The organism is Ruegeria sp. HU-ET01832 (assembly GCF_040371315.1).
In the GTDB taxonomy this organism is placed as follows: domain Bacteria; phylum Pseudomonadota; class Alphaproteobacteria; order Rhodobacterales; family Rhodobacteraceae; genus Ruegeria; species Ruegeria lacuscaerulensis_A.
The window spans coordinates 1-14,810 of sequence record NZ_BAABWL010000008.1 but is presented as its reverse complement, the minus strand read 5'-3'; the positions used below and the strand labels follow the sequence as shown (position 1 = coordinate 14,810).

Sequence of the window (14,810 nt, the reverse complement as noted above, 5' to 3'; positions counted from 1 at the left end):
AATGGTTTTAACCCGCTTAATTAGCGATGCTTCCACGAAAGATGCTCTCATCAAAGAGGATTCAGTGTTCGATTCTTCCGTTGCTTAAAATTTTTGCGACTTCGAGTTTGCATTAATGTTGGGACAACTAAAGTTCGTGAATTACACTCTTCAGAATAACCGCCGAGAGTCTGAAAGATTTTTGATTGCAATGTGGTCACCTAAAACGACTTTTCACACCTATATGAATGACTTCCCGGTCAGAGAGACCGAGTTGGTTCAACTGGGTGGTGGGCCGCTTGCTTTGGGTGCAGAGATGGTATTTGGCGCCGACGCTGTCCTCTCAAAGGTCAAATGTGATGCCAATACAGTTTGGAGAATGCTCGCTGCAAAAGACTGGGTCGGGCTTGTCCTGCCAATCACTTGGCAAGGAACCTACAAACTGGATGGTTGGGAAGCAGCACCAGGAGATGTGTTCCTGCTTGATGGCAGAGTTGAGTTCACTACCAGCGCTAGCAACCGTACATCCATTATGCTTGCAATACGCAGAACGCGGTTGATCGAAGCGATTCACCGCATTGCTGGATCTAATTTCATCGAGATCGACCCGAACCACGTGCTAATGCAACTCCACGACAATCAACTACACCAACTTAAATCCCGCATTACACGCATGTTTTCCGTCACTAAATTCCATAGAGACTTCACTGGCGGTTTGTTTATGCCACCAACACATGAAAAAGATATGTTTTCCTTTCTAGGCGAATTTCTTCTCGAATGCGTGCCTAAGAAGGCCTACAAGAATTTGCTTCCAAGCCGCGATTTTAAGACTGTGGGTCGAGCTCTCCAATTCGCGCGAAAGAACAGATATGAAGATGTTAATTTGGCTACTCTGTGTGAAGGCGCCGGAGTAGGAAGAACCACCTTATATCAAGCGTTTGAAGGAGTTTATGGAATTACACCTATGCAGTTCATTTATAAGTTGCGACTGACTGGCGCTAAAGAGTGGCTGTCAGATCCTTCTGACCCACCTCAATCTGTCAAGCAGGCCGCACTGAAATACGGATTTGTAAGCTTTGGACGTTTCGCAAAGAATTATCGTGAATTGTTTGGTGAAAGCCCTTCTGAAACTCTCCTCAGGGCACGATAACCGTTTGAACAATTGTCAGTTTCAGCGCGACATCGAAATAGGAGAACACAACAGAGTTCTCCACAGAATGGGCACTTGTTCAATACTGCGAAAATAGGCTTCTGTTGCGACCCGTACCAAAGACTTTGCAAAGTCCGCATACTGCGCATTGCTGTAGTTGGGGTATCGAGCAGCATCGGTCAAATTGGACTCTGAAGAAGACAGTCGCCGCACTCGCTGTGAGCGACGGCTATGCGGACTTTGCTGCCGTTTGATCGGGTTGCCCACAGGTCCGCTTCTTTTGATTTCGTGGCTAAGTGTGTTTAGCATTTCTGCAGGATGTATTTTGAGAGCTAAGCCATGTCTGATCCATATTCTGATCTTGGCGCACAAGACACCGCGCTTCAGGAACGTATTGCAGCAGCGATGGAAGCCCGTTGCCTTGAGCCTGCACAGGTCGCAATTCGCAAGGCCTACTTGAGTGAGTTAAAGCTCCCGAGCAATGCACGTGCGTTGGAACTCGGGTCCGGTACAGGCCACGTAACTAAGGACCTACTGGACGTTGCAGGCGCGAAAACAGCGCATGGGCTCGAACCTTCACCGGTGATGGTTGAACGGGCGAAAAAGAGCTTTGGAGATGATGCGCGGCTCAGCTTCGATATCGGCGATGCAAAGGACACGGGGTTTGAGGACACATCATTCGACGTTGTCCTAATGCATACCCTGTTGTGTCACGTGCCTGACCCCGAAGTTGTTGTTCAGGAAGCATTCCGCATCCTGAAGCCGGGTGGTGTATTGGCGATTTGTGATGGCGACTACGACACAGCGACGGCGCAGATTGCAGATTTCGATCCGCTGGATCAACTCATTCGGTTCATGATCAATCAAAATGTCACCAACCTTTGGATAATGCGTCAGGTCTCCGGAATGCTCGCCAAGACCGGCTTTCAACTTGGGGCAAGAAGAGGGCATGGATACGTCGCCGAAGCAGAAGCGACATACTTCCTGACTGTCATAGACCGAGGTGCTGACCGCATGATCGAAGAGCGCGTACTGTTTCCCGAAACAGCGGAGGCGTTGAAGGCGGAGGCAAGACGCCGGGTGGCTGAGAAGACCTTCTTCGGTTTCATGTCTTACGTAAGCCAGATTGCGACAAAGCCTTAGGGCAACTAAGCACTCTGGTAGACCGGACTTTCGTTCGCCGCGCAGCATCAGTCACTTTGGGCTCAATGCAGTCATTCGCTGCAACTTGCTTGAACGGCTGCTCTGAAAGCCAAAGCAGACGTTGGCCTTAGAGAAACTGCGCCCACTCGTCATCGACTTCGTCGTCTGGCACCTGAATGTTGCTCCTGTTCGTCGGACAACCACCCAAAGCACTGACGTGCAATCTAAGCTCGCGTAGCAGAGAAGCGGTCACCACATCTTCTTCCCGAACTCGCGCCCTTAGAATGCAGGCCGATTCAAGCAACGCGCGGTCGCTGTAAACGAGCCACGGCAGTTCTTCTGCAAAGGCTGTCCAAGCCTCTTTCTCTGTTTCGCTGAGATAGTCTGGAGCTTCGCCAAGCTCAGCCAGCCCTTGGGGCTCGTTACGGCCTCTGTAGCGCTCTGGATGCTTGTCATAAGCCCCTGTCAGCTTGGCCTTGGCTATAGGTGTCTTAGGTCGTGGCATGTTCTACCTCAAATTTCTGAATTGGGGATGTGTGCAAAGAGCGGGGGCGACGGTTTCCTGAATGATAGCCTGAGAGATCAAACCACCCCCCCCCTGAGCCGTTGTGATTGAACTCAACACCGATGAGCTGAAGATGGCGATTTTACCGTCGACCTGATCCAAGGTGGAAAGCGCCTGCTCCGGTGTTGCCATTGAGCGATTGGCCTCGACCTGAAATTGCAGTTCGTTCTCGGTCGTCATTGTCCGACCTCCTTTGCAGTCGATTGGTTGAATGATTGCCCCAAGCCCTCGCCAGACTGGTGCCCATAGCGGGGGGAAAGGGGTGTATAGTGATTGTGCTCAGATCTGGGATAGTCAGTCGCTAAGCGATAGAGGCCCGTTTTTCGGCGCAACTTGTCTGGGGCTGCCAGTTCCTCGATAAAGCCCCGCTGCAACAGAACATCGCGCGCGGTTGCGATCCTGTGACGTGACCAAGGCGGGCTTCCGGCCTCGCTCATGGCCCTTGGTGCAATGGCAAACGACGAACGGTTGCCATGCCAGCGCTGGAACATTTGAAACAGCGTGAAGGCTTCGGGATGGTCTATGAGGTCATCCATAATCCGGTCTCCATCGGTGACTTGGGGTTTGCGAAGACCGAGAAAATTGCGGCCCGTGGCCTCGTATTTCCAAGCGGACTGTGCGCAGCGCTCAATCTCTGCTGCGCACAGCGGCTCGGGGAAGGCGCTGGCCCAGGTCCGTGCAACATCCACGAGATCGTCTAAGCGGTCGCAATGGCGCGCCTGAGCCATGCAGTAGCGCCATAGGCTTTGATTGCGTTCACCGGGCAGGGTGAGAATTGCCCGATGCCCAGAGACAACCTCTAACGCCTCTGAGGGGATCGTAGGCAGATTGGCAACGTCATGCAGACCGCCAGATTTGAACGTGTAGGATGCTGCTAGATCCTCTCGCCATGACGGCGGTGCGATGGTGAACCCATTTCCCAGCACGTCTATCGGTTGGCCTTGGAACGGGCGGATGTGCCGCCCTTCGCCATTGTGGCGATACCAAAGCTTTGCCTTGCCGCTGGCTGTGCGGATGGCAACGGGTGTTTTCCCGAAGCGCTCCACCGCCAAGGCAAGCCAAGCCTCCCCAACACCGTCAACGTCAATCTCGGTCAGGCCTGACGGTTTGCCCATGACGATACCAAGGCCATCGGCACCGCCGAGGTTAGGAATGTTTGCCCATGTCCGCGCCCGCTGAGGGGTGGCGTTCTTCCATCCCCGAACTGCGGGCCGCTTGTTGCGTGTGTCCACCGGGAAGGCGGGCAGGCCAGCGTCAGCATATGCCTCGGCATGTTGTGCGAAAATGCCAATACTGCCGGCCATCACTTCAGCGCCCCCGAAAGCTTGTGCGCCTGCTTGTGGTGTTTGCGGCATAGCCACTTCACCAGAAGGGGGCGGTCATAATCGTGGTGATGGGCTTCGGCCTTTTCTTCCACACAGATCTCGCATGGCTTGCGCTGGATCAGGCCGCGCCGCAGGACCGATTGGGTTGCAACATGCGCCCAAACCTTTTTCGGGTTGTGCCGACGCCACTGCTCCTGCCGGGTGAGTTTCCGCTTTTCCGCCATGGTTCAACCTCCCCAGATCAGGAAGGCCAACGCGCTTGCCTGGGCTTCTGTCAACCCGTGGCAGCGCATCAATAGTTTGACTTGAAGTGTCTGCATTGCTCTTGCCTCAAAGGTTTACCCTTGACGGCGCAGAGTGGTAATTTCGCGGTTAGACGCTCTCCATGCATCTGAAATGCGAAACCCCCGCCGCACTGTCCCAGGCGGGGGTTTTCTATGCTGCGGATTCCGTTGCTTGGGCCTTCTCCCAGGCTTCCAGATCCGACAATTTCCAGCGCGCGCAACCGGGCGTCAGCCGAACAACGCGGGGGAAGTCGGGACGCTCGCGATGCCAGCGCCAGACGGTCGGTCGGGCGATGTTGTAACGCTTCGCAATGTCAGTGTCAGTGAGGTATGTATCGGTCATGTCGGCACCTGATTGTTGCTGGTACCAAACCAAGTACACGTAAGACCGACCTTCTGGCCAAGGGAGTTAAGGGGTGGATTCTTGCTACCCTTTTTTCCCAAATAGTTTTTTACTTTGGCCTTCGGCGCTGGCTTTGATTTTCAATGCGCTGAACACTTGATCTAAAAAGGTTGGCCACGGCCCATATGCTTCACTGGAATAAACATCTTTGATCACGGTTGGTTTGCGACCGGTAGCCTGGGAATAATATGCGGCAACCATTGCTGTGACGTTATCCGCAGCTGCCTTCTGTGGCGCGCCAAAATGGCCTTGGTCATCGTCAAGCTCAGAGATTGCGCGTAACGATCCCTCAGGCCAAAGTTCGAGCGCCCTTTCAACAGCAAACAAGTCCCAGCCTTGTCGGTATAACGCAGAAACCGCCGGTTCGCGCATATTGCTAATGTGCTGCAACAAGCTGTCAGTTATCTTCGACAATTTCCTTAGTTCGTCTTCACTCTTATTGCGAGTGGCCTTCCGGTTTCTGGGCAGCTCTTGGTTTTTCCCGAACTCAGACGCCGAATAGATTGCTCGCGCTTTCGCAGTAATTTCAGCGTTGGAAATGCTTTCTGCTCCGTCCAGAGATTTCATTGCGGATATAAGTTTTTTCCCAACAGGGCTGGCCGCAAAGTCGCATGGATACCCATCTAAGCCGATGAATCTTTCAGTCACTGCCCTACCTCCATCTTCAAGATCTTGGTACTAGCCTCACCGCACAGAAAGCGCCCCCATGTGGCCATCATCCCACGCCGTTTCTCGATCATGTCGCCGCGCCTATAGGCCCGTTCAACTTCCGAACCAACCGAATGAGCCAGCGCGATTTCGGCCATGTCGCTAGGATATTCCGTCCGCTCCGCCGCCCAATCCCTGAAAGTGCTGCGCAGCCCGTGCGGCACCGCAGGACGCCCGGAACGGCGGTCCAGATAACGGTCGGGTTTGGCCGCATGTATCCGCTTCATACAGGCGGATAAGGCCGCGTCCGACAGCATCCCGCCCCTTGCAGCGGGGAACACGAACTCGCTGCCCAGCATCAGGTCCAGATTGCGCAGCAGGTCCACGGCCTCACCGGTCAACGGTATCCGGTGTTCGTTTCGCATCTTCATGCGCTCCGCCGGCACAATCCACAATCCCTTGTCCAAATCGAACTCGGACCACACCGCACCGCGGATTTCACCGGACCTGGCCGCGGTCATTGCCATGAACTCCAGCGCTCGTGTGGCGAAACCGGAACGTGATCGAACGTCAGCAAACCAATCCGCCACATCGTCCAAATTGAGGGCTGGATGATGTTCGACTTTCGCCACCTTGGACGGCTTCGGCAAAACTGCGTCCAGATTGTTTTTCCACCTGGCCGGGTTGTCGCCTGCCCGGTGCCCTGCAACCGTGGCCCATGCCAAAACGGCCTCGACGCGCCCGCGCAGTCGGGACGCGGTTTCGTTCTTGGTCAGCCAGATCGGTTCCAGGATGCGTTGAACGTCCGAGACTTCGATATCCGCGACCAGCATGTTTCCGACTGCCGGAAGGGCGTATTTGTCCAAGGTCGCGCGCCACTGCTTCTTGTGCTTGGGGTTTTCAAACTCTTTCAGCTTGCCCACCAAGAACTTTTCCATCGCCTGAGCAAACGTCATGCCGCGCTTCTGAGCAGCTATGAGTGCCGCTCTGTTGGCTTTGCGTTGCTCAACGGGGTCGGTCCCTTCGCGGATCATCTGGCGCGCCTCTCGCGCTCGTTCACGCGCCTCTGCCAGCGGAACGTCGGGATATCCGCCCAAACCAATGTGACGTCGCCGGTTGCCAACCTTGCACCGGAGCAACCAAGACCGAGCGCCGCTTGGCGTGACCTGCAAGAGAAGCCCATCGACGCCGCCGACAGCAATGGTGGCGTTGCTCCCGTGGCCGGGGTGTTCAAGCCGTTTTACCTCAAGAGCAGAAAGTTCTCTGGCCTTTTTTGGCATAGTTCGATTCCTGCTGTTCCTGTCCCGCCAACCTACCCGCCAAAAAGTATGATATTGGGCGTTACAGTTTGCAACAGGAAATTTCAGAGAATCTTAAAATATCTCATGTTTTCAATAAATAATGCTCTGTATGGAGATAAATTGTGCCAACGTAAGGGCGGTTCCTCGGTCCGCCACTGGTTTCCCCTAAATGATTGAAGATAAAAAACTTCTTGTTTTTAAAGTTCGAATCCGTCGGGGGGGGGATTCAAACCGATCCCGCAACATTTGTGTGCAATAGCCATTCCTGGCTTAGTTCAGAAATCCGTAGCTCCACCTGAGTCCATATGTAATACAGGACGAAAACGAGGTTTGAGCACTGAGTACATTTCGAATTGGTTTTGACGGGCCGTCGGTCGACAATGGTGAAATTGACGTAGCCGACCTAGCACCTTCTCTTCTCGCTCTAGGTGATCTTTTTGAAGCAGCCAATCGCGCGTTGAACAAAGATCGCAGCGAGATTGACTGCTAAGCAGCCTTTATTCAAAACAGAGCGCGAAACCGCTTCGAGTCCTGAGCGGACCTCAATCTCACTCACGGCATTCTAAGGTAAACAGTTTTTGGACATTTTCTGTATGTGCGAACTCTCATGGTGCCAACGGAAGAAGCTGACATTTTGGCAATCATAATTGCTCGGCCTTTTTTGTACCGCGGCTAGGCAGAAATGAGGATGTTGCAGAAACTGATCGCTTACTGTGTATTAGTATTTTCAGAATTGGGCAGCCTATATGAGTTTCTCCAAAACAAAAGACCGCATATTTCTCGCCTATGAAACGTTTTCCGGCTGGCTTGCCCGACGTTCCAGACCTGTCAGAAAGTTCTCCTATGCCGTTGTCGGTTGGGTTCTTAGATTGATCTACGTGCTTCCGGGAAATCATGCCCGATATACCGCAGTCGCACTATCGGCGCATGTGGACCACCCCTCACCTAGGCGATTGTTTAAGGAATACGTGCGGAAGCTTTTGCTGGGTTTTGATCGTGCAGAAAGGATACGGCATGGCTTCGGTGAAGAAATCGACGAAACTTTAATTGTCCAGGATCGTGAAAGATTTGAACGGCTCTTTGAGAATGGGAGTTTTATCCTCGTCTTACCTCACGCCCACGGTGCGATACCGATGGCCCGATGCCTCTCGAACTCGTACCCCATATTATCGATTGTTCGGGTGTCAAAAGACAAAAACCGTGCCGAAGCTCAACATAAACTTTATCATAGTGTTGGATGCGAGTTTGTAGATGTGCGGGAAGCGGATCCAACTTCCGTTGCAAGGATCATTTTGAGAACATTAAAGCGAGGCGGGATCGTGGTCGCGATGGTTGATCGCATTGATGAGCCGCCCACGCAAATCTTGAGCCCAGCACGTGATCTTGCCGCTGTGTCGGCGTTCGGTGAGATCGTTGGTGTTCAAACCTGGCCAGCAAGATATGCCCAAAAGGCAGGGGTCCCGATACTACCTGCGACTGTAGTGCAGACCGAAACGGAATTGCATTTGGTTTTGGGCCAAAGTGTTATGGCTGGAGGGGATCTAGTATCCACAACTCAAAACTGGATTAGTGAACTTGAACATCTTCTGAGACTATATCCTCAAGAGTGGACATTCTGGCTAGACAAACACTGGTCGCGTGTTTTGCGCCGCAATCCACCCGTATCCAGAAAGTTATAGGTTTCAAGATGCCTATGAAAAAACGATCGAGTACGCGCATGCAAATTTAAGAGATAGGAAAAAACATGTCATAAGCTAGGAGATTGCCTCTGACCAAAGGCTGCGATGTCTGCATGTAGAAAGTTGCGCAGAGATTAGGGCAATCTAAGTTCACAACTTGAGCGACCGGCACGACTGGAAACTCCTGCAAACACAACCACATTTGCTAGTATAATTAGCCGCCGAGAATTTGTTGCTATTGCAACTACCGCCTTGCTGCTCCGTACATCGCGAGGGCGCGGCCCGACGCGCTAAGCGAAGCGATTGGTCAGCTCCCACCGCTACATTCCCTCCAGGTCAAAAAAGGCGACGAAACTGTCTTTGCCGAAGCGCCTCGCGGCCCCGGTCGCAATCGACCTACAAACATAAAATCCTGCTCAAAGAGCATCGTCTCTCTGCTTCTCGGGGCGGCGATCGAAAACGGCGAAATCCCGTCGATCACTTCGACTCTTGGCGAGGTCGCGCCCGGCATTCTTCCACCGGATGACACACCCGGAGCAGCGGAAATTTCGATGGAGGACTTGGTGACACTGCGAGCCAGTCTCGAAAGGACTTCAGGCACCAACTACGGTGATTGGTTGAGTTCAGAAAACTGGATTGCAGACGCTCTAACCCGCCTGATCGTAGCAGAGCCTGGGACGCGCATGCTGTATCCACAGGTTCCACACACGTCCTTGGGGCCGCTCATTGTCTTCTCCCAATAGGACTTTAGTCAAAACTTCCCCCTTGCGCCTTCGCATTCTATGAGCACCGAATGGTTAAAAAAACATCGAAACTTGTATTCGAGGGCCATACTCTACTGCCGGATCGAGCGATCTTTACTAGTCGATGCATTCTTTCATCAATTCTATACCAAGCAATGAGTATTTGGACGACTTAAGTCCGCCCGCCAACATTCGCACATAATGGGTATTATCCGTAGCAATTTGTGGAGAGGCCACTAAGCTTATGAACCGTTGGGAAGCCAAATGAACGCGCCAAAAAACTTCCAATTTTCACCCGCGGAGAACGTCAGATTCCTGCCATGAGCGACAAATGCTGCGCTAATTATCTATGCCATTTTTGGCGCGTTTTAGTTATTCGTTGCAGTTTGTCTGAGCGTTGGTTTTTGTTTTTTAACAAGGGTTTGGGTGACAACTTGGGTAACAATTGACGAGTTTTGTACTTGGTTTCCATTTAGGTGGAAATTGACGTTCATCCTATCTGAGTGCTGCTCGGAGCCCAGCCTGTATCTTAGTCAGTTCGCTTTAGGTGAACTTAACGCGCCTGGGCCGCCTATCGGGCTCGTAGATCACCTTTATAATTTATCACAACACTGTTGAAACGTGTGGCTCTTGTATACAATGATTGTGTTTCCAGTGTTTACTGTAGCGAGTACCCGTTTGGAAGAAGCCGATCCTCATCGCGTATCAATTTCTCTTGCGGCCGCAAAAAGTCGTGACTTGTTGTTGATTGCAATGGCTTTTAGCATTTTTACTAACCTTCTTATGCTTACAGGCCCGGTATTCATGCTTCAGATTTACGACAGAGTTTTAAGCTCTCGTTCTGAAGAAACCTTACTGGTTCTATTCGGCTTGGTGACGCTGTTATTCACAATTTATGGGTTTCTAGAATACGCACGTGGACGCGTTTCTGCGAGGATAGGTGCCCGAATTCAGAGCACCTTCGGGCCGCTTGCGTTCAAAGCGCTTCTGGAACGTTCGGCGCTCAAAAGAAGCTCGGGAATCGAAAGCCACGGGTTGCAGGACATTGAAGCGCTTAAGGCATTCTTCTCGTCCCCGTTATTGTTGGCTATCTTTGACCTACCTTGGACGCCCATTTTTTTAGTCGCAGTTTTTATCTTTCATCCTTATCTCGGCTGGCTCGCGCTTGCTGGGGGTTGCGTGCTCGTTGCTGCAGCTTTGATAAACCAGATTTTAACCGTTAATAAAACGCTACAAGCCCAATCAATCTCTCAGTCAGCAAACAGATTTGCCGGTCAAGTCCAAGAAATGAGCGATTTGGCCTGGTCGCAAGGAATGGCTTCAGACTTGGAAAAGCGTTGGAAAAAGCTTCAAGATGCAGCGCTTCATTCTTCAATTCTAGCAAATGACTGGACAGGTGGTTTTGCGTCTTTTTCCAAAGCTTTTCGGTTTTTTCTCCAAGCGGCGATGCTTGGGCTTGGCGCTTGGTTAGTTTTGCAAAATGAACTGACTGCAGGCGCGATGATCGCGTCTTCAATATTACTAGGCAGGGCACTGGCTCCAATCGAACAGTGTATTCCACAATGGTCGCTGGCGCAAAAGGCGAGACGAGGTTGGCGTCGGCTAGATGAGCTGTTGCAACAATTAAAGCTCGATGACGAAGTGACTACATTGCCGAAACCTGAAGCGTCGTTAACAGTCGATGGCGTCACGGTCTTTGCGCGAGGGCGCGAACACCCTGTTCTGGGAAATGTCTCATTCCATCTAGCACCTGGCGAAGCGTTGGGGATTTTGGGGAAAAGTGGTTCAGGAAAAAGCACTTTAGCTAGGGTTGTTATGGGATTGGTTAGTCCACATAACGGAGAAGTACGTTTAGGTGGCGCTACGCTTAAGCAATACGGTCCGGAAGAAATGGGTAAGCAGATTGGTTACTTACCGCAGGACGTTCATTTTTTTGCTGGAACGATTGCAGAAAACATAGCTCAGATGTCACTCGAAATTTCTCCTGAAGGAGTGGTGATAGCTGCCAAAAGGGCTAAGGTTCACAGTATCATTTTAAATCTTGATGAAGGATACAACACAGTTATTGAACCACTTGATGATAAGTTGTCAGGAGGTCAAAAGCAAAGACTTGCCCTTGCTCGCGCTCTCTATGGTGATCCTAAGATCCTTGTGCTGGATGAACCCAATTCCGCATTGGACAAAGAGGGGTCTGATGCGTTGAATGCAGTCGTTTCAGAGTTGAAAGCCGCGAACAAATCAGTTCTGATTATGACTCATCGCCCAGTCGCTATTTCAGAATGTGATAAGTTACTTATTCTCCAAGGCGGTCAAACAAAAGATTATGGTCCTCGCGACCAAGTACTTGGTTCCTCGCTCAAGAACGTGATGTCGATAAAGAGGCAAATTCAAGCCAATGAAAACGAAGAGTTTAGATCTGCCGGGGCGCATCGAAAAGTTTCGAAAGCAAGTAAAGAGTTTCGTTCAATCCGTAAAAGAAAGTTGGGTAAACAGAAAGCACAAGGCTTTAAGTCAGTCAGGAAAAAACACTGACATTGAAGAAGTAGCTGATTGGAGTGCCTTAGTTCCTATTTACATTGGCGTGACCTCAATAGCGGTTTTGATTTTTGGGATTGGCTACTGGAGTTTATTTACTAGGATTTCCGGTGCTGTTGTTGCTAGCGGTACTGTGAAAGTAGAAACCGAAAGACAAGTCGCTCAGCATCCAGACGGAGGCGTTGTTTCAGCGATTTTAGCTCGCGATGGAGATTCAGTGGAGGCGGGCGACGTATTAGTCAAACTTGACGGCACATTTCTAAGATCTGAGTTGCAAGTCGTGGAACGACAACTGATGGAAATTCTCGTGCGACGTTTCAGGTTGGAGGCTGAGAGAGACCAGCTTTCAAATCTTCAGGATATCGCTTTAGGAGAATTTTCAACGCTGGACAACGAATGGATGACCTCACAGCTTGAGGGTCAAAGAAACCTCTTCAACGCGAAACTGGCTTCACACAAGAGCGAAATCGATCAACTGAAACAACAGTCATTTCAAATCGAGGATCAAGTCCGAGGTATGGAGGCTCAAGTGAGCGCGCTAAAAGATCAATTGGATCTGGTCGAGACCGAAATCAAGGATCTTGAGGCCCTGTTGGAGCAAGGGTTGGTTCAAGCGTCTCGGGTTTTGGCACTCAGGAGAGAGCAGGCGAGGCTAAAGGGAGAGATAGGCCAGCTAGAAGCTGCAAAAGCCGAGGCGAAAGGGCGGCAAACGGGCGTTTCAATCGAAATTATAAACTTGGAAAATAGGCGCCGGGAAGGCGCCATTACAGAATTGCGTGATTTACGTTTCAGCGAGATCCCTTTGGTGGAAAATCGTCAAAGTTTGAAGAAACGACTCTCGAGGTTGGAAGTTAGGTCACCGTCCGAAGGCGTTGTTTTTGGGTCATCGGTTTTCGCGGAACAGGCTGTTATCAAACCTGCTGATCCGATTATGTACATCGTCCCAAAGGATAGACCACTTCAAGTATCAGCGCGAATTGACCCCGTGCATATTGACCAAGTTTACGAAGGTCAGCCGGTTTCACTTCGTTTTACTACCTTTGACCAACGTACAACGCCTGAAGTTCTTGGTGTCGTAGTCAGGATATCAGCTGATACATTTACAGATGATGCACAGGAGGTGCCTTATTATGAAGCGGTGTTGCAACCCGACACAAAGTCTCTGACTGCGACAGGGGATGTTTTGCTCGTTCCGGGAATGCCTGTGGAGGCATTTATCAAAACTGATGCACGTGCACCGATTTCGTACCTCGTTCAGCCTTTGGCCAACTATTTTCGACGCGCTCTCAGGGAAAGTTAAGTTGGTATTTCCCGTATTTTTTGAGGGCCGGAAAGAGACATTCCTAGCGACGTAAGCGGACCAGCCGTCACTGGACTTTTTTCGATGCCGTCGTGTCCAGTCGCTGTTCGATTGGCGTGTTTTGCACGTTCAAATCCTTTAGTTTGTTGACTCAGTTTTAACGAGTTTCTATCGTTCCGATACTTTTAGCGGGAGCTTTTACTGTTTGGTGCCAAAAGGCGTACCTCGGCTAAAGGTCAAAAAAACATAATGAGTGCAGATGAGAATATGGTTTGAAGCCCCAGAGTAGAGATTTTTTCATAGTTTGCCGGGGGGCATTATGGCTGACTTTAATCTCGAAGCGGAAGGTTCCAGAGAAACCATTGGTGGAGTGACATTTATCAACTCTCCAAATGAGGGATCCGGTACAGGAAATTTCGAACCTTTTTTGGCTACAAGCGACGAAGCGAGCACATCAAATGGTGTTGCCGCTGGATTCAATACCGTAAACGATTCAAATTCCGCGATAAATAATGCATTTGGTAACAACGAGTTAGACAAACAAAAGACGAGAGAAGTTAAGCTGACTGATATTCCCGTCACCGTTGTTGACGGAGTTGAATATTATGAAATTCGCTTGGATTTGAATGAGAGCAATAGCGACGATCTCATAACACTAGAAACATTTCAAGTTTACCTGTCCGACGATGGCACAATCGGAACCTACAATGACCTGACTTCGACTGGAAATTTGGTCTACGATATTGATGCAATTGAACCAACTACTCTGTTTTTGGCCGAAACATCTACAGGCAGCGGCACTGACGACTACACGGTATTGATCGAAAAAAGCGTCATCGATGCGTACTTTTTAGCAAACCCCAGTGAGTCTTTTGGAGATTACTATTTCTACCTTTATACGGAAATGGGCCGCCCAGGTGAATATGACGAAGAGGCAGGCTTTGATGAGTGGAACATCCAAAGCGCTGGGACGATTAATGGCTTCAAGTTCGGGGATCTTGATGGCGACGGTGTTTACGAACCAGAAGATGGAGAAAGCGGGCTGGAAGGTGTTGTTGTATACATAGACAGCAACAATAATGGCATATTTGATGCAGACACTGAACGCGCAACTGTCACGGATGAAAATGGTAACTTCACTTTCTTTGGAGTCGCGACTAGTTCTGACGATATAATTATTCGTGAGGATATTTCTAGTTTAGAGGCGGGCTCCGAGCCAACCAACGGCACCTTGGATGGTCAAGGCGATGATCCCTATTTCTGGGTCGCGAACCTTTCCGAGGCCGGAGATACAGATTTTGTCCAGATCGGAAACTTGGTTCCAAATCCACAAATAATGATTACCAAAACGGTTGTCGATGTGGACGGTGAAGGCTCTGAGGGAATAGCTGAAGATGCCGGGGATGAAATTACTTATCAATTGGTGATCGAAAACACGGGCAATCTGGCTCTGGCTGGCGTTACTGTGACTGACCCCTTGACTGGGGTAAACATTTTGGTCGGTGATCTGGAGGTAGGTGAAGTCGTCACAATCGATGACGGCGACAGTGATGGATTGGGTGGAACAGTAGATCTAACCTACCAAGTAACGCAGGAGGATCTGGACAGCAGAGGCGATGCAGAGTTTGGCGATGTCAGTGACGACGACGATGGCAACATAGAGAACACCGCCAGCGTAAGTGGATTCTATGAAGAAGAGGAAGTGACAGACAGCGATGATGCTGACGCTCCTTTGGCCTACCAGCCTGGGATAGA

13 protein-coding genes are annotated in these 14,810 nt (G+C 50.7%); 6 read left to right on the top strand and 7 right to left on the bottom strand.

Annotated features, from left to right (window positions below; all coding sequences use genetic code 11):
- Positions 1–136: 136 nt before the first annotated feature.
- Entirely contained in the window at positions 137–1,129 is a 993-nt protein-coding gene (locus ABWV79_RS20055) for an AraC family transcriptional regulator (RefSeq protein WP_353394293.1), read from the top strand.
- A 339-nt stretch (positions 1,130–1,468) separates the two neighbouring features.
- Positions 1,469–2,272 (top strand): methyltransferase domain-containing protein, encoded by an 804-nt coding sequence (locus ABWV79_RS20050; RefSeq protein ID WP_170570595.1) that lies wholly within the window; start codon positions 1,469–1,471, stop codon positions 2,270–2,272.
- A gap of 127 nt (positions 2,273–2,399) precedes the next feature.
- Here the strand turns inward: ABWV79_RS20050 and ABWV79_RS20045 are convergent, their stop codons facing one another.
- From ABWV79_RS20045 to ABWV79_RS20015, 7 genes are all read right to left on the bottom strand, one after another.
- Entirely contained in the window at positions 2,400–2,777 is a 378-nt protein-coding gene (locus tag ABWV79_RS20045; RefSeq protein ID WP_353394291.1) for a hypothetical protein, read from the bottom strand.
- A gap of 3 nt (positions 2,778–2,780) precedes the next feature.
- A complete protein-coding gene (locus ABWV79_RS20040; RefSeq protein ID WP_353394288.1) occupies positions 2,781–3,017 on the bottom strand; it encodes a hypothetical protein in 237 nt (78 codons plus the stop codon).
- The gene (locus ABWV79_RS20035) at positions 3,014–4,141 is read right to left on the bottom strand and encodes a bifunctional DNA primase/polymerase (protein WP_353394286.1); all 1,128 of its coding nucleotides are present in this window, start codon (positions 4,139–4,141) and stop codon (positions 3,014–3,016) included. The genes ABWV79_RS20040 and ABWV79_RS20035 overlap by 4 nt, the downstream gene beginning before the upstream one ends.
- Complete coding sequence (locus ABWV79_RS20030) at positions 4,141–4,386, bottom strand: hypothetical protein (protein ID WP_353394284.1); 246 nt, start codon at positions 4,384–4,386, stop codon at positions 4,141–4,143. The genes ABWV79_RS20035 and ABWV79_RS20030 overlap by 1 nt, the downstream gene beginning before the upstream one ends.
- 211 nt (positions 4,387–4,597) lie before the next feature.
- Positions 4,598–4,789, bottom strand: coding sequence for a helix-turn-helix transcriptional regulator (locus ABWV79_RS20025; protein ID WP_353394282.1), 192 nt, complete (start codon positions 4,787–4,789; stop codon positions 4,598–4,600).
- An 84-nt stretch (positions 4,790–4,873) separates the two neighbouring features.
- Positions 4,874–5,497: a hypothetical protein gene (locus ABWV79_RS20020; RefSeq protein ID WP_353394279.1), complete on the bottom strand. Its 624-nt coding sequence runs from the start codon at positions 5,495–5,497 to the stop codon at positions 4,874–4,876.
- Positions 5,494–6,777: a tyrosine-type recombinase/integrase gene (locus ABWV79_RS20015; protein ID WP_353394278.1), complete on the bottom strand. Its 1,284-nt coding sequence runs from the start codon at positions 6,775–6,777 to the stop codon at positions 5,494–5,496. Before ABWV79_RS20015 ends, ABWV79_RS20020 begins: the two co-directional genes overlap by 4 nt.
- Positions 6,778–7,544: 767 nt before the next feature.
- Between ABWV79_RS20015 and ABWV79_RS20010 the strand changes: the two genes are divergently transcribed.
- The 4 genes from ABWV79_RS20010 to ABWV79_RS19995 all read left to right on the top strand — a co-directional run.
- Positions 7,545–8,477: a lysophospholipid acyltransferase family protein gene (locus ABWV79_RS20010; RefSeq protein ID WP_353394276.1), complete on the top strand. Its 933-nt coding sequence runs from the start codon at positions 7,545–7,547 to the stop codon at positions 8,475–8,477.
- Between the two features lie 1,421 nt (positions 8,478–9,898).
- Positions 9,899–11,752, top strand: coding sequence for a type I secretion system permease/ATPase (locus ABWV79_RS20005; protein ID WP_353394274.1), 1,854 nt, complete (start codon positions 9,899–9,901; stop codon positions 11,750–11,752).
- A 49-nt stretch (positions 11,753–11,801) separates the two neighbouring features.
- Entirely contained in the window at positions 11,802–13,055 is a 1,254-nt protein-coding gene (locus tag ABWV79_RS20000) for an HlyD family type I secretion periplasmic adaptor subunit (protein WP_353394422.1), read from the top strand.
- Positions 13,056–13,374: 319 nt separating this feature from the next.
- A partial coding sequence (locus tag ABWV79_RS19995) for a CLIPPER-2 domain-containing protein (RefSeq protein WP_353394271.1) occupies positions 13,375–14,810 on the top strand: 1,436 nt, incomplete at its 3' end.

Excerpts from the sequence above, each read along its gene's own strand:
- ABWV79_RS20040 (WP_353394288.1), bottom strand. The coding sequence starts at position 3,017 with ATGACGACCGAGAACGAACTGCAATTTCAGGTCGAGGCCAATCGCTCA.
- ABWV79_RS20030 (WP_353394284.1), bottom strand. The coding sequence starts at position 4,386 with ATGGCGGAAAAGCGGAAACTCACCCGGCAGGAGCAGTGGCGTCGGCAC.
- ABWV79_RS20050 (WP_170570595.1), top strand. The coding sequence starts at position 1,469 with ATGTCTGATCCATATTCTGATCTTGGCGCACAAGACACCGCGCTTCAG.
- ABWV79_RS20035 (WP_353394286.1), bottom strand. The coding sequence starts at position 4,141 with ATGGCCGGCAGTATTGGCATTTTCGCACAACATGCCGAGGCATATGCT.
- ABWV79_RS20010 (WP_353394276.1), top strand. The coding sequence starts at position 7,545 with ATGAGTTTCTCCAAAACAAAAGACCGCATATTTCTCGCCTATGAAACG.
- ABWV79_RS20025 (WP_353394282.1), bottom strand. The coding sequence starts at position 4,789 with ATGACCGATACATACCTCACTGACACTGACATTGCGAAGCGTTACAAC.
- ABWV79_RS20045 (WP_353394291.1), bottom strand. The coding sequence starts at position 2,777 with ATGCCACGACCTAAGACACCTATAGCCAAGGCCAAGCTGACAGGGGCT.
- ABWV79_RS20015 (WP_353394278.1), bottom strand. The coding sequence starts at position 6,777 with ATGCCAAAAAAGGCCAGAGAACTTTCTGCTCTTGAGGTAAAACGGCTT.